The sequence below is a fragment of the Pedobacter terrestris genome (genome assembly GCF_052343045.1).
Classification (GTDB): Bacteria; Bacteroidota; Bacteroidia; order Sphingobacteriales; family Sphingobacteriaceae; genus Pedobacter.
The window spans coordinates 4824486-4847169 of record NZ_CP180264.1; the positions used below are offsets into that span (position 1 = coordinate 4824486).

The 22684-nt window shown below is 41.1% G+C and carries 19 protein-coding genes, 2 tRNA genes and 4 rRNA genes; 14 read left to right on the plus strand and 11 right to left on the minus strand.

The genetic code is table 11. The features are described from left to right. From ACJVDH_RS20720 to rrf (ACJVDH_RS20770), 11 genes are all read left to right on the plus strand, one after another. Entirely contained in the window at positions 1 to 1008 is a 1008-nt protein-coding gene (locus tag ACJVDH_RS20720) for a PorP/SprF family type IX secretion system membrane protein (RefSeq protein ID WP_443945315.1), read from the plus strand. 20 nt (positions 1009 to 1028) lie between these two features. Further along, on the plus strand, positions 1029 to 1688 hold the full coding sequence (locus ACJVDH_RS20725; RefSeq protein ID WP_443945316.1) for an MgtC/SapB family protein: 660 nt from the start codon (positions 1029 to 1031) through the stop codon (positions 1686 to 1688). 70 nt (positions 1689 to 1758) lie between these two features. Further along, entirely contained in the window at positions 1759 to 3186 is a 1428-nt protein-coding gene (locus tag ACJVDH_RS20730; RefSeq protein WP_443945317.1) for an L-serine ammonia-lyase, read from the plus strand. 105 nt (positions 3187 to 3291) lie between these two features. After that, on the plus strand, positions 3292 to 4485 hold the full coding sequence (locus ACJVDH_RS20735) for an aminopeptidase C (RefSeq protein ID WP_443945318.1): 1194 nt from the start codon (positions 3292 to 3294) through the stop codon (positions 4483 to 4485). A 972-nt stretch (positions 4486 to 5457) separates the two neighbouring features. Then, the gene (locus ACJVDH_RS20740; RefSeq protein ID WP_443945319.1) at positions 5458 to 5769 is read left to right on the plus strand and encodes a hypothetical protein; all 312 of its coding nucleotides are present in this window, start codon (positions 5458 to 5460) and stop codon (positions 5767 to 5769) included. Between the two features lie 223 nt (positions 5770 to 5992). Further along, positions 5993 to 7512, plus strand: a 16S ribosomal RNA gene (locus tag ACJVDH_RS20745). Positions 7513 to 7720: 208 nt separating this feature from the next. Next, a tRNA-Ile gene (locus ACJVDH_RS20750) sits at positions 7721 to 7795 on the plus strand. An 11-nt stretch (positions 7796 to 7806) separates the two neighbouring features. After that, positions 7807 to 7880, plus strand: a tRNA-Ala gene (locus tag ACJVDH_RS20755). Between the two features lie 388 nt (positions 7881 to 8268). Then, positions 8269 to 11144 (plus strand): 23S ribosomal RNA (locus ACJVDH_RS20760). A 141-nt stretch (positions 11145 to 11285) separates the two neighbouring features. Then, positions 11286 to 11397 (plus strand): 5S ribosomal RNA (gene rrf, locus ACJVDH_RS20765). Between the two features lie 183 nt (positions 11398 to 11580). Continuing rightward, positions 11581 to 11692, plus strand: a 5S ribosomal RNA gene (rrf, locus tag ACJVDH_RS20770). Together the 16S, 23S and 5S rRNA genes with 2 tRNA genes alongside form the textbook arrangement of a ribosomal RNA operon. A 185-nt stretch (positions 11693 to 11877) precedes the next feature. Here the strand turns inward: rrf (ACJVDH_RS20770) and ACJVDH_RS20775 are convergent. The 9 genes from ACJVDH_RS20775 to ACJVDH_RS20815 form a co-directional block, all read right to left on the minus strand. Next, entirely contained in the window at positions 11878 to 12789 is a 912-nt protein-coding gene (locus ACJVDH_RS20775; RefSeq protein ID WP_443945320.1) for an AEC family transporter, read from the minus strand. A gap of 23 nt (positions 12790 to 12812) precedes the next feature. Then, positions 12813 to 14045: a DEAD/DEAH box helicase gene (locus ACJVDH_RS20780; protein WP_443945321.1), complete on the minus strand. Its 1233-nt coding sequence runs from the start codon at positions 14043 to 14045 to the stop codon at positions 12813 to 12815. 288 nt (positions 14046 to 14333) lie between these two features. Further along, positions 14334 to 14753, minus strand: a complete 420-nt coding sequence (locus tag ACJVDH_RS20785; protein ID WP_443945322.1) for an Hsp20/alpha crystallin family protein — start codon at positions 14751 to 14753, stop codon at positions 14334 to 14336. Positions 14754 to 14794: 41 nt separating this feature from the next. Next, positions 14795 to 15016 carry a hypothetical protein gene (locus tag ACJVDH_RS20790; protein WP_443945323.1) on the minus strand — a complete coding sequence of 74 codons (222 nt, stop codon included), beginning with the start codon at positions 15014 to 15016 and terminating at the stop codon, positions 14795 to 14797. 1 nt (position 15017) lies between these two features. Beyond that, on the minus strand, positions 15018 to 15281 hold the full coding sequence (locus ACJVDH_RS20795; protein ID WP_443945324.1) for a hypothetical protein: 264 nt from the start codon (positions 15279 to 15281) through the stop codon (positions 15018 to 15020). A gap of 171 nt (positions 15282 to 15452) precedes the next feature. After that, positions 15453 to 15794: a hypothetical protein gene (locus ACJVDH_RS20800; RefSeq protein ID WP_443945325.1), complete on the minus strand. Its 342-nt coding sequence runs from the start codon at positions 15792 to 15794 to the stop codon at positions 15453 to 15455. Positions 15795 to 15803: 9 nt separating this feature from the next. After that, positions 15804 to 16355 (minus strand): RNA polymerase sigma factor, encoded by a 552-nt coding sequence (locus tag ACJVDH_RS20805; RefSeq protein WP_443945326.1) that lies wholly within the window; start codon positions 16353 to 16355, stop codon positions 15804 to 15806. A gap of 101 nt (positions 16356 to 16456) precedes the next feature. After that, the gene (locus ACJVDH_RS20810) at positions 16457 to 17377 is read right to left on the minus strand and encodes a TolB family protein (protein ID WP_443945327.1); all 921 of its coding nucleotides are present in this window, start codon (positions 17375 to 17377) and stop codon (positions 16457 to 16459) included. An 87-nt stretch (positions 17378 to 17464) separates the two neighbouring features. Further along, on the minus strand, positions 17465 to 18223 hold the full coding sequence (locus ACJVDH_RS20815) for a DUF4197 domain-containing protein (protein ID WP_443945328.1): 759 nt from the start codon (positions 18221 to 18223) through the stop codon (positions 17465 to 17467). A 168-nt stretch (positions 18224 to 18391) separates the two neighbouring features. On the opposite strand from ACJVDH_RS20815, the gene ACJVDH_RS20820 reads away from it, so the two are divergent. From ACJVDH_RS20820 to ACJVDH_RS20830, 3 genes are read left to right on the plus strand one after another with little or no spacing between them, the layout of a single operon-like run. Continuing rightward, on the plus strand, positions 18392 to 18970 hold the full coding sequence (locus ACJVDH_RS20820) for an RNA polymerase sigma factor (RefSeq protein WP_443945329.1): 579 nt from the start codon (positions 18392 to 18394) through the stop codon (positions 18968 to 18970). After that, on the plus strand, positions 18963 to 20204 hold the full coding sequence (locus ACJVDH_RS20825) for an energy transducer TonB (protein WP_443945330.1): 1242 nt from the start codon (positions 18963 to 18965) through the stop codon (positions 20202 to 20204). Before ACJVDH_RS20820 ends, ACJVDH_RS20825 begins: the two co-directional genes overlap by 8 nt. 32 nt (positions 20205 to 20236) lie before the next feature. Beyond that, on the plus strand, positions 20237 to 20851 hold the full coding sequence (locus ACJVDH_RS20830) for an FMN-binding negative transcriptional regulator (RefSeq protein ID WP_443945331.1): 615 nt from the start codon (positions 20237 to 20239) through the stop codon (positions 20849 to 20851). A gap of 91 nt (positions 20852 to 20942) precedes the next feature. Here the strand turns inward: ACJVDH_RS20830 and ACJVDH_RS20835 are convergent, their stop codons facing one another. Further along, complete coding sequence (locus tag ACJVDH_RS20835) at positions 20943 to 21953, minus strand: inorganic phosphate transporter (RefSeq protein ID WP_443945332.1); 1011 nt, start codon at positions 21951 to 21953, stop codon at positions 20943 to 20945. A 12-nt stretch (positions 21954 to 21965) separates the two neighbouring features. After that, the gene (locus ACJVDH_RS20840) at positions 21966 to 22607 is read right to left on the minus strand and encodes a DUF47 domain-containing protein (protein ID WP_443945333.1); all 642 of its coding nucleotides are present in this window, start codon (positions 22605 to 22607) and stop codon (positions 21966 to 21968) included. Between the last annotated feature and the right edge of the window lie 77 nt (positions 22608 to 22684).

The window sequence follows — 22684 nt, forward strand, 5'->3', positions numbered from 1 at the left end:
ATGATATTACCATTTATAGTGTTGCTGACCCCATTTGTGGGATATACGCAGGATTATATTTACTCGCAATTTTACAATGCGCCTATTTATCTTAATCCGGCATTAACAGGCCAGTTTGAGGGAGATATTCGTTTGAACGCCCTTTACCGGAATCAATGGACAGGTTTGGGCGGCGATTTTTCGTACATGACCGCTTCGGGTGATTTAAACCTACATCAAATTAATAGTGGCGTAGGGCTGATTTTCAACAGAAGCAGTGAAGGCACAGCTTATCTGCTTAAAAATAATGTTGCTGCAAGTTATTCTTATATTATTGATGGCGATAATTTTACGCTTTCTTTTGGCTTGCAGGCCGGCGTTACCAACCAAAAACTAAATTGGGACAGGCTGGTCTTTGGCGATCAGGTAGATATTGAAAGTGGTTACATTCCGGGAAGTATTTCTGGGGCAGAACGCCCGAATGTAGACAGCAGATATTATTTTGATGGGAATGCAGGCGGTAACCTGGTGGTTGGAAAGTTTATGGTTGGCCTTGCTGCGCATCATTTGAATAAACCCGATGAATCCTTGTCTGCATTTCATGCAAAACTCCCAATGCGTATTTCAGGGAATATGAGTTACAAGTTTACAATTTCGCCAGATCGTTATGACCGGGATGGCAGTTACTTGATTCCGTCTGTAGTTGCTTATAAACAGCAAAATGTCATGTCTTACAGTGCAGGGGCACAATATAAATATGCCGGAATTAATGCCGGAATCTGGTACCGTTATGATGGCAACGCTGTCGGTCATGATGCAATTGTATTTTCGGTGATATTCGATATTTTCAATCGGCGTACCAATGGCGAGAAATTTAGATTGGGAATTAGTCACGATGCAACAACATCAAAACTAAACTACTCCAATACCGGCGGAACATCTGAAATTGGTATTGGCTATGAAAAATATTTTCTCAATAGTTCTAATGGCGGCCGCGCTAATGGTTTAAGATGTTATGATTTTTATTAATTTGCCTCAAAATTTTGGCAATGGAAGATATTCTGCAACAATCTCATTTCATCACGCAGAGCGAAGTAAATAAATTTCTGCTGGCTACATTACTCTGCGGGATTATTGGTGCCGAGCGCGAATACAGAAGTAAGTCTGCCGGATTGAAAACCATGATTATGATTGGTTTAGGCGCAACACTTTTTACCATCCTTTCTGTAAGAATAGGGGTTAATAGTCACGATCGTATCGCGTCCAATATTGTTACCGGAATAGGTTTTTTAGGCGCCGGGGTAATTTTTAAAGAAGAAAACCGGGTTAAAGGTTTAACAACAGCTTGTATCATCTGGATTGTTGCAGCGATTGGAATGGCCGTTGGTTCTGGCTATTATGAACAAGCCATTGGTGTCACCGGCGTTGTACTTATCGCTCTGCTGGTTTTTCCATATCTGGAAGAGGTTGGCGATCGCCGTTTTACCAAGCGCCTTTATCGAATTGTAAAAAAGCAACACACGCATGGCGATTTGGAAAGTTATGAACAGGTTTTTAGAGAAAGTAAATTAAAGCCCCAACGTGGCAAGCATCAACTCGTTAATAATATTATTACCGGAAATTGGGTCGCAACCGGAACACCTAAAAATCATCAGAAATTTGTAGATCGTATGTTGCAGGATCAGGATATTATTGAGTTTGATTTTTAATTCGCGCAACGCGACTCCAATTCTGATATTTCCGAAAAACTATCATAGCTTTGCATAACTAACTATTGCAATGCTAAGAGAACAAATTTCGGTTTTTGATATTTTTAAGATTGGGATTGGCCCATCCAGTTCGCACACACTCGGGCCATGGCGGGCAGCTCAACAGTTTACGAACTCGCTGCAGGAAAAAGGCTTGTTACAGCAAACCGAAACCATCAAAATTCTATTGTATGGCTCACTTGCCAAAACCGGAAAAGGACACGGAACAGATGTGGCTATTTTATTGGGTTTAACAGGTGCAGATCCGGTTACTTTTGATGTTGATGCCGTAACGCCTACATTTCTAACGATACAGAAAGACCGAAAACTTACTTTAGCCAATCAGTTAACAATTGGGTTTGATTATAATGAAGACTTGTTGTTTCTGTTTACAGAGAGTTTGCCATTTCACCCAAATGCAGTAACTTTTCAGGCCTTTTTAAATAATGGAAAGGCTTTTTCAGAAACCTATTATTCTATTGGTGGTGGTTTCGTTATTAAAGAGGGTGAAGACAATGCAGGCAAAACACAGGTAGAACTTCCTTTTCCCGTAGAAAAAGCAAAAGAACTATTGCATTGGTGTAAAACAACCGGTTTAAAAGTAAGCGAAATTGTTCTGGAAAATGAACTTGCATGGAGGTCTGAAAAAGAAACCAGAACGGGTATTCTTCAACATTTCCATGTCATGCGCGATTGCATTTTCCGCGGGTGTCATACCACAGGATTTCTTCCTGGGGGACTAGATGTTGCTCGCCGCGCATTTGCATTAAATAAACGTCTGATCGCAAAAAATGAATATTCAGATTTTGATAGCTGGATTCAGGCAATCCGGAACGGCGGAAATGGATTCAATTATATTTTGGATTGGGTAAGTTGTTTTGCTTTGGCGGTTAATGAAGAAAATGCATCTTTTGGCCGTGTAGTAACTGCACCAACCAACGGCGCTGCGGGCGTAATTCCGGCAGTATTGCAATATTTTATTGTTTTCTGCAATGGATATAGCGAAGAAAAAATTATTCAGTTTATTGCCTGTGCTTCTGAGATTGGCAGTATTTTCAAAAAGGGCGCTACCATTTCAGCCGCAATGGGCGGATGTCAGGCAGAAATTGGCGTCTCCTCTGCAATGGCTGCTGCGGCACTGACAGAATGTTTGGGCGGTTCTCAAAGACAAGTGTTGATGGCCGCAGAAATTGCAATGGAACATCATTTAGGTTTAACTTGCGATCCTATTGGAGGTTTGGTACAGGTGCCTTGCATAGAGCGGAATACTATGGGCGCAATTAAAGCTATAACAGCAAGTCAACTTGCATTGCAAAGTAACCCGGATAAAGCAAAAGTAAGTCTGGATGCTGTGGTTAATACCATGTGGGAGACGGCATTGGATATGAATGCAAAGTATAAAGAAACCTCTGATGGCGGTTTAGCTACCAATATTCCAATCAGTTTACCAGAATGTTAGTCTAATTTTACATTAAGTTAACCCCTACAACAGCATTATTACACGTTGTATATTTCAAAACCGGTAACAATTGATAATTTCGCCGGCAGAATAAATTCATAAAAAATGTACAACTACACCAAACTAAGTTTTCTTGGATTGGCGTTTTCGTTATCTACATTGGTAACTTACGGCCAAGACAATCTGGTTAATTCTCTCAAAAACAATCAAAGTGAAAGCAGCAAAGATGCCTTCAAATTCACAGAAGTCATTAATCTGGCCAATACGCCGGTTCAAAATCAAGGTTCGTCCGGTACTTGCTGGAGCTATTCAACAAATTCTTTTCTAGAGTCGGAAATGATTAAAGCAGGCAAACAACCTGTTGTTCTGTCACAGTTATTTTCTGCACGTAATGCATATGTAGAGAAAGGTAAAAATTATGTGCGCATGCACGGTGCGGTTTCTCTGGGTGATGGAGGAGCATTGCATGATGTAATCAATATGTACAAGAAATATGGCGCAGTGCCTCAAGAAGTATATACTGGTTTGAATTATGGAACGAAAACAAATAAAACCGCCGAGCTTGGAGATCTTGAAAAAGGTGTTCTCGATGCAGTGGTGAAAAATGCCAATGGCGAGTTGACACCTAACTGGTTGAAAGCGTACACAGGTGTTATCGATGCATACCTGGGGCAGGTTCCAGAAAACTTCACGTACAAAGGCAAAAAATATACGCCAAAAACGTTCGGACAAGAAGTTGTGGGTTTAAATCCAGACAACTATGTAGAGCTGTCATCTTTTAATGATCATCCCTTTTATACTAAATTCACTTTACTTGTACCGGATAACTGGTCATTTGATCAGGTATATAATGTACAGCTAAATGACGTTACCGATATTATCGATAATGCATTGGAGTCTGGTTATACTGTGGCGTGGGCTACGGATGTGAGTGAAAAAAGTTTTAGCTGGAAAAACGGAGTGGCTTATATACCAGAAATTCCTTTCAATGAGATGACCACGCAACAAAAAGCAGAGATGTTTAATGGCCCAAAACCAGAGATGACTATAACTCAGGAAAATCGCCAGTTGGCTTTTGACAACTATCAAACGACAGATGATCATGGAATGCACATTGTTGGATTGGCAAAAGATCAGAATGGTAAAGAGTATTACATTGTAAAGAACTCATGGGGCGCTACAAATGATTATAAAGGTTATTTGTATGTAACTAAGAACTATGTAAAATATAAAACTACAGCATTTCTTTTAAATAAGGCCGGCATCCCTGCTTCCATATCTAAAAAACTAGCATTGTAAATAAGAATATAAAACAAAAACGGCCGTGATCATTCACGGCCGTTTTTGTTTTATAATAATTCGATTCCTATCAGTTTTTTCCAGGTCAGGTAGGTACCAAGTTAACCCCAGGTTAACCCCTCGTTTACCTGTTGTTTACCTGTTGGGTAAAGCGGAGGTAAAGAATAAGCGAAGGATAGGTAAAGAAGAGGCCAACAAAGGGTAAAGGAATTGGCTGTTTTGTATTTGGTAAACTGTGAGGTATCGTAATGATAAGGGATATGAATTGCGCCCACTGATATTCAGCGATTTCATGCACTTTATTTCAGGAGTGGTTATTTTTCTTTTGACCGCAAAAGAAACAAAACTCCCGGCCTAAAATTGTTCTATTAAAGTTTGGAAGGAAGATAGAGTATTGTAAACCGAAAAACTTGTGATGTGGGTTTATCAGCAAACGGGAATCCGTGAAGGGGCCTTATATCTATCAATGAGCAATAATCTCAAGGGCTTAGCATGGCTTAAGGCCTTCGTATTCTCTATGTCTATATGGTAAAGTATTATTTGCCCCCTCAAACAGTCTGAAATTTTCGTTACAAACGGGGAAAAGGTCTTCATCTCCTCTATGTCTATATGGTGAGAAAAAACATTTGCCAACTTAGATAGCTAATGCGCCTGTTACAAACGGGGAAAAGGTCTTCATCTCCTCTATGTCTATATGGTGAGAAAAAACATTTACCATCTGAGATAGCTAATGTACCTGTTACAAACGGGGAAAATGTCTTCATGTTCTATATGTCTATATGGTGAGAAAAAAATATTTGCCAACTTAGATAGCTAATGCGCTTTGAAATCCTCTGGTAAGACTGGTTAGAAACGCTTGCGGGCTTCAAACACTTAAGTTGCTCGAATTGTTTTGAAAGACGTTTAAATTTTTCTCATTGGTAAACAGGGTTTTAAGCGATTGATAAAAGAAATAGTGTTTATTGTATTTGCGTGGGTATAATTTTTTTCTACCTTTGCACTCCGCTTCGGAAGGAAGGGGATGCCGGTGAGGGAGAAAGAGAAGAGATAAGGCAAAGAATTGAAAAGAGGATAGGAAGACGTTATATTAAAGGATTAACTGAAATACAACGAAAAGAGTTAGGGAAAAAAATAAAAAATATTTTTCTTGCGAATAACAAAAAGTTTCCTACCTTTGCAATCCCAAACGGAAACGAAAGGGAAACCGGAACGGCGGATGTCGGGAAGGAGATAAAAAAAGAATTGAATGGTTGGTGTGGATTGAGGGATGAAAAAGACCTTTAAGAGATACAAACCAGAAGATATACAAAAAGATCGGCCGTGAGGTTTAGAAGATCAATAAGTTCTTAAAAGAGATGTCAATGTAGCGCAGTGGGGTAAAGAAGTACGTATTCAAGTACAGAATACCTCAACTGAATTTTCAAGTCAAAACCTGACAGACAAAATTAAAAAAAGAAGACTATTTTTAACGATAGTTAAAACTGGTCAGAATCAAAAAGAACATTTTACAATGGAGAGTTTGATCCTGGCTCAGGATGAACGCTAGCGGCAGGCCTAATACATGCAAGTCGAGGGGTAGAGGAAGCTTGCTTTCTTGAGACCGGCGCACGGGTGCGTAACGCGTATGCAACCTACCTTTATCAGGGGGATAGCCCGGAGAAATCCGGATTAACACCGCATAAAATCACAGAACAGCATTGTTTCATGATCAAATATTTATAGGATAAAGATGGGCATGCGTGCCATTAGCTAGTTGGCGGGGTAACGGCCCACCAAGGCGACGATGGCTAGGGGCTCTGAGAGGAGAATCCCCCACACTGGTACTGAGACACGGACCAGACTCCTACGGGAGGCAGCAGTAAGGAATATTGGTCAATGGGGGCAACCCTGAACCAGCCATGCCGCGTGCAGGAAGACTGCCCTATGGGTTGTAAACTGCTTTTGTACGGGAATAACCACTGGTATGTATACCAGCCTGAATGTACCGTAAGAATAAGGATCGGCTAACTCCGTGCCAGCAGCCGCGGTAATACGGAGGATCCAAGCGTTATCCGGATTTATTGGGTTTAAAGGGTGCGTAGGCGGCCTGTTAAGTCAGAGGTGAAAGACGGTAGCTCAACTATCGCAGTGCCTTTGATACTGATGGGCTTGAATGAACTAGAGGTAGGCGGAATGAGACAAGTAGCGGTGAAATGCATAGATATGTCTCAGAACACCGATTGCGAAGGCAGCTTACTATGGTTTAATTGACGCTGAGGCACGAAAGCGTGGGGATCAAACAGGATTAGATACCCTGGTAGTCCACGCCCTAAACGATGAACACTCGCTGTTGGCGATACACAGTCAGCGGCTAAGCGAAAGCGTTAAGTGTTCCACCTGGGGAGTACGCCCGCAAGGGTGAAACTCAAAGGAATTGACGGGGGCCCGCACAAGCGGAGGAGCATGTGGTTTAATTCGATGATACGCGAGGAACCTTACCCGGGCTTGAAAGTTAGTGAATTATTTAGAGATAAATAAGTGAGCAATCACACGAAACTAGGTGCTGCATGGCTGTCGTCAGCTCGTGCCGTGAGGTGTTGGGTTAAGTCCCGCAACGAGCGCAACCCCTATGTTTAGTTGCCAGCATGTAATGGTGGGGACTCTAAACAGACTGCCTGTGCAAACAGAGAGGAAGGAGGGGACGACGTCAAGTCATCATGGCCCTTACGTCCGGGGCTACACACGTGCTACAATGGATGGTACAGAGGGCAGCTAGCTGGCAACAGTATGCGAATCTCATAAAGCCATTCACAGTTCGGATTGGGGTCTGCAACTCGACCCCATGAAGTTGGATTCGCTAGTAATCGCGTATCAGCAATGACGCGGTGAATACGTTCCCGGGCCTTGTACACACCGCCCGTCAAGCCATGGAAGCTGGGGGTACCTAAAGTATGTAACCGCAAGGAGCGTCCTAGGGTAAAACCGGTAACTGGGGCTAAGTCGTAACAAGGTAGCCGTACCGGAAGGTGCGGCTGGAATACCTCCTTTCTGGAGCAGGGTTGACTACCCACTGTGCAACATGATACTCTTAAAAAAAGACAAAAAGAAGAAATACCCAAAAGATTAATGAATCAATTGTAGAGAACTATTGTGGTTAAGATACAAGGATGATATTAAGATTAGCAGGAAACAAGGAAGCGGTAGCGGTAATATACAATCTACTATATACTGCCGAATAACTACTGTTACTTATTACAGTCCCGTAGCTCAGCCTGGTTAGAGCACTACACTGATAATGTAGGGGTCTCCAGTTCAAATCTGGACGGGACTACAGAATCTTTCGGGGAATTAGCTCAGCTGGCTAGAGCGCCTGCCTTGCACGCAGGAGGTCAACGGTTCGACTCCGTTATTCTCCACATTTGAGCTATACGCTTAAAGAAGAAAGCATAAAGCTTTCAAAACAAAAAAAGGTTATCAGGATTGGTAATATACATTGACATTAAGTAAACAAGAAGAAAACGCCATAGGGGCACATAGAAACGGTTCGAGCCCGCAGTTTTTTACTAACGAAGCTGAAATAAGGCTTAGGTTAGGGCACATGACACCCTATACCTTTATACCCTTCACCTTCAGATTCAGTAAAGTTCTTTGACATATTGGAAGAAGTTAAAAAGAAGAGCAAACAACAATAGGCGACTGTTGTGTTTGTGCTCACCCGACTAAGAGGTAACTCGAGGTTTGGTATGAGACATCATAACAAGAGCAAAAAAAGCATACTATACGGCGCAAAAGGCGTATAAGTAGAAGAAAGTAAGAAAGAGTACACGGGGGATGCCTTGGCTCTCGGAGGCGATGAAGGACGTGATAAGCTGCGATAAGCCCTGGGGATCTGCAAATATGAACTGATCCGGGGATTTCCGAATGGGGCAACCCGGCTGGTTGAAGACCAGTCACAATAATGAGCAAACCTGCCGAACTGAAACATCTAAGTAAGCAGAGGAAGAGAAAATAACAATGATTTCCTGAGTAGTGGCGAGCGAAAGGGAAAGAGCCCAAACCATCCATGTTACGGCATGTGTGGGGTTGTAGGACTGTGATGTGGTTACAATGTAATGAAGTGGAACGGGATGGGAATCCCGGCGAAACAAGGTGATAGCCCTGTACACGTAAGTACCATTGACCTAACAGTATCCTGAGTACCGCGAGGTCGGAGACGCCTTGTGGGAATCTGCCGGCACCATCCGGTAAGGCTAAATACTCCCGAGAGACCGATAGTGAACCAGTACCGTGAGGGAAAGGTGAAAAGAACCCCGAACAGGGGAGTGAAATAGAACCTGAAACCGTGTACTTACAAGCGGTCGGAGCTGGCAAGTCCAGTGACGGCGTGCCTTTTGCATAATGAGCCTACGAGTTACTCCTCTCTGGCAAGGTTAAGTGTTTAAGGCACGGATCCGAAGCGAAAGCGAGTCTGAATAGGGCGCATAGTCAGAGGGGGTAGACGCGAAACCTTGTGATCTACCCATGGACAGGTTGAAGGTGCGGTAACACGTACTGGAGGACCGAACCGATAAACGTTGAAAAGTTTCCGGATGATCTGTGGGTAGGGGTGAAAGGCTAATCAAACTGGGAAATAGCTCGTACTCCCCGAAATGTTTTTAGGAACAGCGTGGATATTAAGTTTCATAGAGGTAGAGCTACTGATTGGGTGCGGGGGAGTCAAATCCTACCAAATCCAGACAAACTCCGAATGCTATGAAATATGATCTGCAGTGAGGCGCGGGGTGCTAAGGTCACGCGCCGAGAGGGAAAGAACCCAGACCATCAGCTAAGGTCCCCAAGTTACAGTTAAGTTGAACTAACGAGGTCCGGTTGCACAGACAGCTAGGATGTTGGCTTGGAAGCAGCCATTCATTTAAAGAGTGCGTAACAGCTCACTAGTCGAGCGGCCGGGCATGGATAATAAACGGGCATTAAATTGTACACCGAAGCTATGGGATTGAAATATATCGGTAGGGGAGCATTCTATATGCAGCGAAGGTATCTGGTAATGGGTGCTGGAGCGTATAGAAAAGCAAATGTAGGCATAAGTAACGATAAGGCGGGCGAGAAACCCGCCCACCGAAAGGATAAGGTTTCCTGATCAACGCTAATCGGATCAGGGTTAGTCGGGACCTAAGGAGAACCCGAAGGGGAAATTCGATGGACAACTGGTTAATATTCCAGTACTTTTTATAACTGCGATGTGGGGACGGAGTAGTGACACTGCCGCGATCTGACGGAATAGATCGTTAAAGACAGTAGGTATTAGAACGGTAGGCAAATCCGCCGATCTAGCTGAAAGTCGATAGTACCGCAAGCCTTCGGGTAAGTGGATAGCGCAGGTAATCAGACTTCCAAGAAAAACCGCTAAGCTTCAGGTTATAAAAACCCGTACCGCAAACCGACACAGGTATCCGGGAAGAGGATTCTAAGGTGCTCGAGTGAATCATGGCTAAGGAACTCGGCAAAATGGCCCTGTAACTTCGGGAGAAGGGGCGCTGTCAGCAATGGCAGCCGCAGTGAAAAGGCCCAGGCGACTGTTTAACAAAAACACATGGCTTTGCAAAATCGAAAGATGAAGTATAAGGCCTGACACCTGCCCGGTGCTGGAAGGTTAAGAGGGGATGTCAGTCGCAAGGCGAAGCATTGAATCGAAGCCCCAGTAAACGGCGGCCGTAACTATAACGGTCCTAAGGTAGCGAAATTCCTTGTCGGGTAAGTTCCGACCTGCACGAATGGTGTAACGATCTGGGCGCTGTCTCAGCCATGAGCTCGGTGAAATTGTGGTCCCGGTGAAGACGCCGGGTACCCGCAACGGGACGGAAAGACCCCATGCACCTTCACTACAATTTAACATTGACATTGGGTACAGGATGTGTAGGATAGGTGGGAGGCTTTGAAGCGGCGTCGCTAGGCGTCGTGGAGCCAACGTTGAAATACCACCCTTTCTGTATTCGGTGTCTAACTCCACAAGTTGGAGGACATTGTTTGATGGGTAGTTTGACTGGGGTGGTCGCCTCCAAAAAGGTAACGGAGGCTTTCAAAGGTAAGCTCAGTACGCTTGGTAACCGTACGCGGAGTGCAATAGCATAAGCTTGCTTGACTGTGAGACATACAGGTCGATCAGGGTCGAAAGACGGATATAGTGATCCGGTGGTTCTGCATGGAAGGGCCATCGCTCAAAGGATAAAAGGTACGCTGGGGATAACAGGCTGATCTCCCCCAAGAGCTCATATCGACGGGGAGGTTTGGCACCTCGATGTCGGCTCGTCACATCCTGGGGCTGGAGAAGGTCCCAAGGGTTCGGCTGTTCGCCGATTAAAGTGGCACGCGAGCTGGGTTCAGAACGTCGCGAGACAGTTCGGTCCCTATCTGTTGTGGGCGTAGGAATTTTGAGTGGGGCTGACCTTAGTACGAGAGGACCGGGTTGGACTAGCCTCTAGTGAATCTGTTGTTCCGCCAGGGGCATTGCAGAGTAGCTACGCTGGGAATAGATAAGCGCTGAAAGCATCTAAGTGCGAAACTAGCCACGAGATGAGAATTCCATATAGGGCCGTAGCAGACTACTACGTTGATAGGCTATAGATGTAAAGCTGGCGACAGCACAGTCGAGTAGTACTAATCACCCGAAGCTTTCAAAAGCAACATAACGTTGTTTGCTCTTCGAGCTTAACTTCTTTCAATAATATGTCATTTAAGGCTGGAAGGCTAAAAGATGAACAGGCAGAAGGTAATACCTTCCCTCCTTCAATCTTGTAACCCTCAACCTTTAATAAAAATATTCAGGTGCCTATATCGGTGGTGTCCACCTCTTCCCATTCCGAACAGAGAAGTTAAGCCCACCAGAGCCGATGGTACTGCGGTAACACGTGGGAGAGTAGGTCGGTGCCGAACCTTAAAGAAACCTTGTAGTAAACACTACAGGGTTTTCTTGTTTTATAGAGAGTGTTATGTTTGCTCTCTCGAATTGAATTTTTGAATAGATATAAATATAGGCGGAAGGCTTAAAGACCAAAGTAAAAAAGCTACAGTAGCTTTAAGTTTTAGTCTTTTACTTTTAAGCTTTAATAAAAATATTCGGGTGCCTATATCGGTGGTGTCCACCTCTTCCCATTCCGAACAGAGAAGTTAAGCCCACCAGAGCCGATGGTACTGCGGTAACACGTGGGAGAGTAGGTCGGTGCCAAACCTTAAAGAAACCTTGTAGTAATCACTGCAAGGTTTTCGTTTTTAATGTGCTTTCCAAGTTTCAGTAAACAATTAGGCTTGTTAATGTTTTGCACATCGTCACGTACACAGTGTTCTCCCTTATCAATTGTGCTTTTTCAGCTTCGTCTAATATAGTTCAGTCAAATACAAATATTATCTTGGCGGTCAGAAGCTATTTGTATTTGTTAGAATTATCCACCAGATGGCGGTAGTTACAAAGCCGATTACTATTCCCATTCCAATTACCAGACTGGCAACTTTAGGGTTTAGGTTGTATTGGCCTGCAACAACACCAGATGTCACCAGTGTTGGCATCGACATCTCGAATATGCTTATTTGAACAATCTTCCCAGTTAAGCCTAAAAAGAGTGCAACCAAACTTACCAGCAAAGGAGCCAATATCAGTTTGAAAAGTAAAGCTGTGCTGATGTGTTTAATCTCCCGAAACCATCCATCAAATTTAAGCTGTAAACCAATAGAAAATAGCGCAAGTGGAGCAACTGTCCCTGCGAGCTTATCAATTAGCGGATCTAAAAAACTAATGTTTAGAAGCCTCGGTACAATCAATGCGAGTGTACACCCAATTAGAGGAGGAAAAGTTAATACTTTTTTAATGACGTGTTTTGCATTCAGCTGTTCGGTTTCTGAAGCACGGATTGCAGCGACTACGCCAATTGTAGACAGCAATGCAAAGGTCACTTGATCACAGATGATGGCAATCCCCAAGTACTGTTCGCCAAAGTAAGCGGTAACGAGTGGAAACCCAATGAATGATGTATTGCTTAAAGCGCTGGTTAACTTTAATCCTGCGGCTGTACTTTTATCAAGCTTATTTTTTTTGCTGTATAAAGTAATGAAAAGCCAGCCAAGCATCCATATGAAAACAGGAGCCAGTACAGGGAAAAATAAATCACTCGTCCAAATAATGTGCGGTAGATATTTGAAAGATACTGCAGGAAGTGCGATGTAGATGATCCATGCATTAATTCCTCTGTGGGCATCGTTAGGCAAGGTGCCACTTTTTCTAAAAAGCAAACCTGCCAAAATGCATAATCCAATGAGAATAAAATTAGACATTTACCATTAAGGTATAAAATCAGTTATGATGCAGAAGGTTTTGTTTTTTTCTTTTTAAACCAAGCTTTCTTTTTGCTACCACCACTTTTATGCTGTAGTTTCTTTTCTTCAACAGCGGTAATTTCCATTGAGGCAATTGCCTCTGGCAATTCTATACGCGGAACAGGTTTCTCAATCAGCTTTTCAATATTATCAAACTTGCGTCTGTCCCGTCCATTTACAAGCGTAATGGCAGTACCTGTTGTTGCTGCTCTGGCCGTTCTTCCAATTCGGTGAACATAATCTGCAGGATCGTTCGGCACGTCATAATTGATCACCAAATCTATTCCTTCAACATCAATACCGCGAGAAAGTACATCTGTTCCAATCAGAATTGGCAACCTTCGGTTTTTAAACGCCAACAGAATGTCTTCACGCTCTTTTTGTCCCAGATCTGAATGAAAGGCTTCCGCCTTAATTCCAAGGCCTTTAAAAGCTTTATACAGTGCCTTAACTTTTTCTTTTGTAGAGGCAAAAATAATACTGCTCTTGTATTGATCATCTTTAAAGATGTCTTTCAATAAAGCTTCTTTTTGCTGGTCATGTATATTATAAGCCTGTTGATTTATACCTTCAGCAGGTTTTGAAATTGAAATCGTGATTTGTTTAGGATCATTTAAGATTGTTCCCGCCATTTTCCTGATTTTTGGCGCCATCGTGGCGGAGAACAATAATGTTTGGCGTTTTTGTGGAAGATAACTTACAATGCGCATAATGTCATCATAAAAGCCCATATCCAGCATTCGGTCTGCTTCATCCAAAATCAGATGTTGCAAATGCTGCAATTTTAATGCACCAGATGATAGATGTGCCATCAAGCGGCCCGGTGTTGCAATAATAATATCTACACCTTCTCGCATAGAACGTTTCTGCTGTTCATATGCAATTCCATCACCTCCGCCATAAACGGCTAAAGAACTGATATTTGTAAAATACGCCAATGCCTCAACCTGCAAATCAATTTGTTGAGCCAACTCACGCGTAGGCGCTAAAATTAAGGTATTATTGTGTCGATCTTCAGCGCGACTAATCATGTCCATTACAGGTAATAAGTAACTGGCTGTTTTTCCTGTGCCGGTTTGGGCGCAGGCAATCAAATCATGTTGCTCTAAAATTACAGGAATAGCTTGTTCTTGTATCGGAGTTGCGCTTTTATACCCCATAGCCATTAAGCCTTCGTATAAATCGGGGTTGAAATTAAAGTCGTTAAAATTCAATCTGTTAAATTTATGTACTGAAACAAAAGTACCTTAAATAAAGGCGAATAACAAGCCGCATTTCCGAATTTCCATTTTCTCTTATTTGAAAAACAATTGCAGAAGCATTTACGAAAATTTAGTCCCGCCTTTGGTTACGCCGATAAAAAAAAATCTGCCTCCCTTCAATCGGGTTTAGGTTCAATTGGCCTTAACTGCTATTTACGGAAAAACCCAAGAAATTTATAAATAAAAAACCCCAGGCAAACGCTGCCGGGGTTTGAGGGAAAAAATATATGATAGTCGAAACTAATCTACAGCGATATCTTTCGCCGGACTATTCGTTTCGGGATTTTTAGGTAAATCAACACGTAAAATACCGTCTTTATAAAGCGCAGAAATCTGATCGGCCAAAACCTTATCATTTAAAGAAAAGGCTCTTTTGAATGGCCAGTTACCATATTCTTTTCTGGTAAATTTATGTGTAGCTGTTTCCTCCTCTTTTGGTGTATATTCAACATTAAGCACATCATCTTTTGTAAAAACTTTTAGGTTTTCTTTGTCCAGCTCTGGCGCGTATAGATAAATTACGTAACGATCATCTATTTCTTCAATATTCGCGGGAACATGTTTAATTTTCTGGTTAAAGAAACCATGCTGGTGCCTTCCAAATCCATGTCTGCCACGCGGGCCAAACTTACCGCGCGCATCAAATCCTCTATAATTCATTTTGCCATTATGGCATCTATTTTCGTAATACATATTTTTAGCTATTTATTGTTAAATGTGGTATCAATAGATACCGGCGCAACGGCTGTATCGTTATGATGCCTGTAATTTTGATGTGGTTTAACACCACAATCCCTGTGTTGGTAATGCCTATTGCTGAAGTCCAATCGGTTTGGATACCCTTTTTGCACGGCAAGTGCATTTAGACTGTAAAATGTACCCACGGCTGCCGCGAATGCAAGTAGAAATCTAAAAGGTCTCATCTTAATAGTTTATTTCTACGTTATGCAAACTGTGCGTACCTTTCAAATTTGTAGTGAATGAATATCCATCAATGGGAACAATGGGTTCATAACCAGATTCGTGATCGTAATACTTTACAAACCTACTGCGGTTGCCAAAGAAGATCATTCTGAAGGCCATTGCCACAAACAAAGCAACCAACATATATTTGAACACAAATGGCGCAAAGAAAAGGGTAGCACCCAATATTACACCGAAACCTATAGCTCTTATTATTTTAATCATTTTTTGTCGTTCTTTTTCTAGGTAGACGTGGCTGCTCTAATTTTACTTTAAGAAATTTTATTTTTTTTAAAATATAGCTAATCTCTTGTCTCGATACTGTTTTTCATTAGAAACGGATCGCGTGTTTAGAGCATTTACCGCATAAAAAAAGCCAGCGTAAGCTGGCTTTTTTTATTCTTCCCGTTTTCTGTGCCAGTCTCTACACCTGGTTTTATATTCTGAACGGAACCGATCTCTTTCTTCTACGCTCATATTTCTCCACTTCTCGCGCATTGCGTATTTGCGTTCGGCAAACTTCTTGCCACCACCTTTTCCAAAACTACCAAACAGCAACCGGCATAAAACCAGAAGGCCCAGCGCCTGCCAGAAGTTTAAACGCCCAACGTGGGCAACTTCGGGCAGAATTGAATTCCATAAAAACCTGATGGCAAAGCCTAAACAAGTGGCGCCTAAAATGGCCACAGGGATAAAAAAGAGAAACTTTTTACCTCGACTAAAATTTCCACGCCTCATAATCCAAAGTTAATAGTTAATAAATTCCTGATATAAATATTGTAAGCGGTTGCGAAGGTGTTTCACTGCGTAACCTTTTCTTGAAATTAATGTTTTAATGTTCTCGCCGGTTTCATTTGCAATATCCTGAAAGGTGCGGTCTTCCAGTTCATTTTGTACAAATACATAGCGTTGATTTTCCGGAAGTTCGTCTAATGCAGTAAACAATTGATCCCAGAATAGCTTTTTTAAGCTTTCTTCTTCCGGACTGTAGGATTCTGCAAACAAGATTTCGCGGAAACTGATTTCGCCATCTTCGTCTTCAAAAGCCAAATCTTCAATCAATTCGTCTTTTTGTTTTCTGTATCGATCGGTAATTTTATTTCGCGCAACGCGATAAAGCCAGCTCCCAACCTGCTCAATAGCATTCGCCTCAGGTTGATTGCTGAACTGATACCAAACATCCTGTAAAATATCTTCTGCATCCTCATCTGTGTTCACCCGCCCGCGGATGAAACTGAAAAGACGTTTACCATAGTCGGCAACAGCAGAAATTATTGTTTGGGATTCGTTTTTTGGCACTATATATTCTTTTACATCTGTGTAGACGTGCGAAAGCAATTTTTACTTTAAATTACTTTATTTTTTTTGATTAAGAATATAACGATTTGGTATTCAGTTTTTTATTTTAAAGTTGCTGTCGGATTGCTGCCCTGATCAATCAATTTTTTAATAGATCCTTTCAAATCTGAAGTATAAATTTTGTTTTGATCAGCATCAGTTTCGGTTCCACTGAAGAAAATACGGTCATCAGCAGTTACAAACAAATAAGAGACATGAACTTCGGTGGGAGAAAGTCTGCTGAGTTTTTTATCTGCTAGATTTAGAAGATAAACAGATTGAATCCTATGGTTTGCCAGATCAGCATCTTCTGCATTAAAAACAAGTTGTGTCTCGTTTTCCACAAAGAAAAACCGGCTGTTTTTAGTGATGTTTAATGGAATCCCCAATTGGCTGGCGATGTTTTTAGTATCAATTTTTTTCCCGTTTGCGGTATAGATACAAAGATTTTTTAAATCATGAACAAGCACTTCTGTGTCGTTTTTCCAGGTTGGCCCATATAAATTTGTATTGGATGAACCATCCAACGTTATATAACCGGATTGATCGGTTTTTACCAGTGCTACTGTTTCAAGGCCGTTTTTGGAAAGAACATTAATGGCGATATTTTTGCCATCTGGCGCCCATGATGCACCAAAATAATCCGGATAATTGACCACCAATCGGCTTTGCATTTTGTTTTCCATATCGGCAATCCAGACACTTTTATGTCCTGTACTATCGCTTACGGTGTATGCAAATTTATTTCCATCAGGCGAAATTGCCGGGTCAGTTGCGCCACCAAAAGAAATCTGTTTTAACGTATCAATACTCGTAGCAACTATTTTATCTCCATTTTGATAAGCCAAAGCGATTGCCCTGTTGCTGAGTGAAACTGTATCTAAAAGTGCATGCGTTTGTTTTTCATCAGTATTCTGGCTATCGGTACATGCGGAGAACAATGCAATTACAATAAATGAGAGGTTGCGGATGGATTTAATCATGCACAATTTTACAAATTGTTTTTAAACAAAAAGATCCGGATTTTTCTAGAAAACCGGATCTTGCTTTCTTATGATATTTTAAATTTTTTAACTTTTCTTTTTATCTGCGTAACCAAATACCTTTTGTAATAAAGTCGAACTTCTTGAACCCAGATTATCTCTAATTTTTAACTCTTCTTTCGCCACTTCAATAAAAAGACCATCAATAGCTTTTTGGGTTACGTAATCTGTTAAATTCGTGTTTACGGGTTTCACTAAAGGCAATTTGTTGTATTGTGTAGTCAAATCGCCATAATATTTTGTTGCATTTACTTTATTTAAACTGTTGGTTACAATCGGACTAAATTTCGCTGACAGTTGCGCAGTCGTTACCCTTTTAAAATATTCTGTTGCGGCGTCTTTATTGCCCAGCAAAATATTAGTCGCATCTGTTAATGTCATTTGCTTAATTGCAGAAATAAAAATGGGTTTTGCTTCTTTTGCTGCATCTTCTGCAGCACGGTTTAAACTGGTAATTACATTATCACAAAGTGAGTTCATTCCAAGCGATCGCAATGTTTTCTCTACTTTTTGCGCTTCCGGAGGCATCAGAATTTTAACCGCAAGGTTACCCAAAAACCCATCTTTTACAGATAAACGGTCTGCTCCGGCAGATACGCCAATCTCTAAAGCTTCTTTAATGCCCTGGCCAATTTCCAAACTAGTTGGTGTGCCTGTTGCAGATGTTGTGCTGCTTTTTGAAGTTACTTTTTTAAGTATATCACCAATTTTGATCTGGGCAGATACAGGTTCTTTAGCTAGAACCATCAGCGCAACTGCCACAATTGCCAGGTTTAATTTTTTCATTGATTTAATTTTTATGGAATCAAAAACAGCCAAAAGATGGATGCCTAGCCAAAGATACTTTTTTCTTCTCTTTGCAGATATAGATTAATCAGAGATTGATTCATTCTGATGCGGTCTTCACAAAAATATTTTCTATACTTGAAGGATAATTTTCATTGGCCCTATTTTTTGAAATTCATAAAAAACACAGCTGGCGCACGTCAGTATGAAGATTCTGATCTCATTGCAGAGTATAAGAGAACTGGCGATTTAGACGCTCTGGGAACCTTATACAATAAATATATGCATTTGGTTTTTGGGGTGTGTTTCAATTATTTTAAAGATGAAGAACAGAGTAAGGATGCGGTGATGCAGATTTTTGAAGAATTGGTTGGCAAACTCAAAGTGCATGAAATTCAGAATTTTAAAAGCTGGCTTCACGTACTCACCAGAAACCATTGCTTAATGGCTTTGAGAAAAACATCCAAACAAAATACTGTGCCGCTAGACGAAACTTTTGTGGAAAATACAGAGATTGTGCATCTGGATATAGACAACACAAAAGAAACTCAGCTTACCATAATGGAAAAGTGCATGGATACTTTACCAGAAGAACAACGAAAAAGTGTAGATTTATTCTATCTGCAAGAAAAATGCTATAAAGAAGTTGCTGAAATAACCGGTTATGATATGCTCAAAGTGAAGAGTTATATTCAAAATGGTAAGCGGAATTTAAAGATTTGTATAGAAAAGAATAGTGGTGAATAACGATTGGTTAGATATTGATGTGCTTGAAGATTATCTTGATGGTAAGCTTGATGCAAAGGCTATGCACTTCGTTGAGCGCCAGGCTCTAGAAGATCCCTTTGTTGCGGAAGCGATTGAAGGTTTACGCCAATCGCCAAAACGCAAAGAGCACATTTCTCTTTTACAAAAACAGCTTTACCACCGCATTGCAAATGAACCGGTAAAGAAAAAAATCTGGGGCATTACAACACAAAGACTCAGCATTGCTGCCACAGCAACTGTGGCATTTATTGCCGTAAGTATTTTGTTTTTTATGCGTGAAACAAACCGCAAAAATGCAGAAACTGCACAACGCAAAGCCAATGGAATAGAAGTTACGCTGGATACATCCACTCAAATTACCGCAAGTAAAAAACCGCTCGTAGACGCATCGCCCGAAGTAGATAAAACAGCGGTTATAGATGATGCAATTAAAGAATCAAAAAGAGTAGATCTCGCTCAAAATTCAAGCAAATTTTCCAAACAGACAGGAAAAACGGCATTAACATTTAGCAGAAAGGAAACGACTTTACCTACGGCGGCAATAGACCCGGCATTAGCACAAAGCCACGCATTTGCTGCTGCCCCAGCAAACTCAACAAGAATTGTGTATAACGGAAATGTGGTGTCTCAGGAGGGAAAACCAATTTCAGGTGCAATTGTAAAAACAGCCGATGCCAAAAAAGTAACCGCTACAGATGTGAATGGATTTTTCTCTCTGCCTGTAGATAGTTTAGAACGGAATAAAGAAATTCTGGTAAAAGCAGATGGTTATGACGAGAAAATTGTAAAACCAGATGTGAATGCACTTCGCGCAGCATTAACCGGTGATAAATCTCTGAATGAAATTGCAATGGTTACCGGATCAAACGGGCACGCTAAACAAAATATTCCCGCGCCTAAAATTGTACTTAAGGCTGATCAAAATTTGAATGGTAAAATTGCCGGAGAAATTTCAAAGCCGGTTCCAGTATCTACAATAGATTACAATCAATACCTTGAACGCAATAACAAATTGTACAATGCCGCTGATGGCGATCAATATATTATTGTCCGGTTTAAGGTTAGGAAAAACGGACGGCCAACACGCATAGAAGTAATCAAGTCTATTGATAAGCGATTGGATAAAGAAGCCAAACGTTTAATCGAAGCTGGTCCAGATTGGGTATTGCCAAAAAATGGCACTGATACCGTAGAAATGAGTATCCGGTTTTAAAAATAAAACGCACCACATTCCAAAATCATTTTATGTACAATTTACCACGTTATGCAACTGCCGGTAGGGCAGAAATTATTGAATTTATGCATACGCATGATTTTGTTACGTTGATTGGATTCGATGGAGAATATCCTGTAGCCACGCAAATCCCGGTAGAAGTTGTGGTTTCAGATGATCAGATCAAACTCATCGGACATATTATGGCCAATACCGATCATTGCTCTGCATTCAAACAAAACGCAAATGTACTGGCTATTTTTACCGGCGTAAATGCCTATATCAGCGCTTCGGTTTATGAGCAGCCCGCTGTTGCTTCCACCTGGAATTATAAAACCGTGCAGGCAAAAGGACAAATCAGACTGATGTCTTCAGAAGAAACTTATCTGGTGATTAAGAATTTGACTGATAAATACGAAAATCCTCAGACCAGTAAGGCAGCATTTCGCCAAATGGATGAAGCTTGTATTCAAAAACATTTAAAAGCAATTACCGGATTTGAGATTGATGTAACCAATCTCGCCCATACATTTAAGCTTAGCCAGAACCAATCGGCAGAAAATCAAAGGCAAATTATTGCGAATCTGGAAAAGAGCGGTAGGAGAAATGATCAGGATTTGGCCAAAGAAATGAAAAAAAATCTTTAATCTGTTTTCTGCATTTGCAGAAATTTTAACCCATAAAAAAAGCCAAAGTATTAAAACTTTGGCTTTTTGAATATAGTATTCGGATTTTGTTTTATTTGAAGTAGTAAATTGCTGCATAAATAAGTGCAGCAAGTGTTGCAGAAACCGGAATGGTTAAAATCCATGCCCAGATTAGGTTAATGGTTACACCCCAACGAACTGCAGAAACACTTTTAACGATACCAACACCCACAATAGAACCGGTAATGGTGTGCGTGGTAGAAACAGGAATTGCAAAATGTTCTGTTATCCCTAATGTAACTGCTCCGGCAGCTTCAGCTGCTACACCTTCTAATGCAGTAACTTTAGTGATTTTAGAACCCATGGTTTTAACAATTTTCCATCCACCACTCATTGTGCCGAGCGATATGGCTGAATAACACGCAACAGGAACCCATCCTGGCATAGATTCAAAATCAGGTATCACTTTTGACGCAATTAGTGCTGTAGCAATAATACCCATTACTTTTTGAGCATCGTTACCGCCGTGGAAAAAGCTCAATGCAGCAGATGAAAGCAATTGTAAACGTTTAAACCATTTTTCTGCGGTTGCAGGTTTGGCGTATCGGCAAATGTTTATAATAATTAATGTAATGACAACAGAGATGACCATACCAATTACTGGCGCCAGCACAATGAAAGATACAATTTTAACTACGTATCCCATGTTTACAGCATCTAAAGCACTTGCGCCTGTAAGCATTGCATGTGTCATACCTGCGCCTGCAAAACCGCCAATTAAAGTATGCGAAGAACTGGACGGAATGCCATACCACCAGGTAAGTAAATTCCAAATGATGGCAGCAACAAGTCCGGCGAAAATTACTTCGAGCGTAATATATTGCTCAATAACAGTTTTGGCAATGGTATTGGCCACTTTATGGTCGGTAAAGTAGAAATAAGCCGCAAAATTAAACAGTGCGGCCCAAAGCACAGCCTGAAAAGGTGTAAGTACTTTGGTAGATACGATTGTAGCAATGGAGTTTGCTGCATCGTGGAAACCGTTAATGTAATCAAAGGCAATAGCCAGAATGACTACAACAACCAGTAAGGTAGTTACCATGTTTTAAATTTATTAAGCGTTTTTAACAAGGATAGTTTCAAGAACATTGGCAACATCTTCACATTTGTCTGTCGCTTTTTCTATCGTTTGTAAAACCTCTTTTTGTTTAATCAATTCTATTGCGTTGGTTTCATATTCAAAAAGGCGTGCAACAGCCAATGTAAATACGTAATCTGCCTGGTTTTCTCCGCTGTTGATGCGGATACAAGCGTCAGCAATTACACGGATATTTTTAAAACTTCTCAATTCTTTGATGGCTTTATCAATATCAGTACACATTTCGACCAGCAATTCTGCAATTTTAACGATAGGTTCGTTAATGGCGTTCATGTTGTACATCTGCATGCGGTTTGCTGTACCGTAAATATAATCTGCAACATCATCTACGGCAGTCGCCAATTGGTGAATGTCTTCTCTATCAAATGGCGTGATGAAATTTCTACTCAATTCCAGAAAAATAGAATGGGTAATATCATCACCTACATGTTCTAAACGTTCAATTTCTTTGAAAATCGCCTTTCTGCTTTCAGGATCTGCAGTGCTTACCATTGCCAAAAGTGTTTCTGCAATTTTTAAAGCATTGCTTCCAGCTTGTTCAAATAGAGGATGGAATTTTCTGTCTTGAGGGGTAAAGAACTTAAAAATATTGTTCATGTCAATTTTTATATCCTGCAAAATTACGATGTCAATGTTAATTTAATGTTAAGTTGTTAATTATATTAAGGAATCGT

Coding starts and splice junctions, on each gene's coding strand:
- ACJVDH_RS20795 (WP_443945324.1), bottom strand. CDS start 15,281: ATGATTAAAATAATAAGAGCTATAGGTTTCGGTGTAATATTGGGTGCT.
- ACJVDH_RS20815 (WP_443945328.1), bottom strand. CDS start 18,223: ATGAAAAAATTAAACCTGGCAATTGTGGCAGTTGCGCTGATGGTTCTA.
- ACJVDH_RS20775 (WP_443945320.1), bottom strand. CDS start 12,789: ATGTCTAATTTTATTCTCATTGGATTATGCATTTTGGCAGGTTTGCTT.
- ACJVDH_RS20810 (WP_443945327.1), bottom strand. CDS start 17,377: ATGATTAAATCCATCCGCAACCTCTCATTTATTGTAATTGCATTGTTC.
- ACJVDH_RS20785 (WP_443945322.1), bottom strand. CDS start 14,753: ATGAATTATAGAGGATTTGATGCGCGCGGTAAGTTTGGCCCGCGTGGC.
- ACJVDH_RS20800 (WP_443945325.1), bottom strand. CDS start 15,794: ATGAGGCGTGGAAATTTTAGTCGAGGTAAAAAGTTTCTCTTTTTTATC.
- ACJVDH_RS20730 (WP_443945317.1), top strand. CDS start 1,759: ATGCTAAGAGAACAAATTTCGGTTTTTGATATTTTTAAGATTGGGATT.
- ACJVDH_RS20735 (WP_443945318.1), top strand. CDS start 3,292: ATGTACAACTACACCAAACTAAGTTTTCTTGGATTGGCGTTTTCGTTA.
- ACJVDH_RS20835 (WP_443945332.1), bottom strand. CDS start 21,953: ATGGTAACTACCTTACTGGTTGTTGTAGTCATTCTGGCTATTGCCTTT.
- ACJVDH_RS20840 (WP_443945333.1), bottom strand. CDS start 22,607: ATGAACAATATTTTTAAGTTCTTTACCCCTCAAGACAGAAAATTCCAT.
- ACJVDH_RS20830 (WP_443945331.1), top strand. CDS start 20,237: ATGTACAATTTACCACGTTATGCAACTGCCGGTAGGGCAGAAATTATT.
- ACJVDH_RS20725 (WP_443945316.1), top strand. CDS start 1,029: ATGGAAGATATTCTGCAACAATCTCATTTCATCACGCAGAGCGAAGTA.
- ACJVDH_RS20790 (WP_443945323.1), bottom strand. CDS start 15,016: ATGAGACCTTTTAGATTTCTACTTGCATTCGCGGCAGCCGTGGGTACA.
- ACJVDH_RS20720 (WP_443945315.1), top strand. CDS start 1: ATGATATTACCATTTATAGTGTTGCTGACCCCATTTGTGGGATATACG.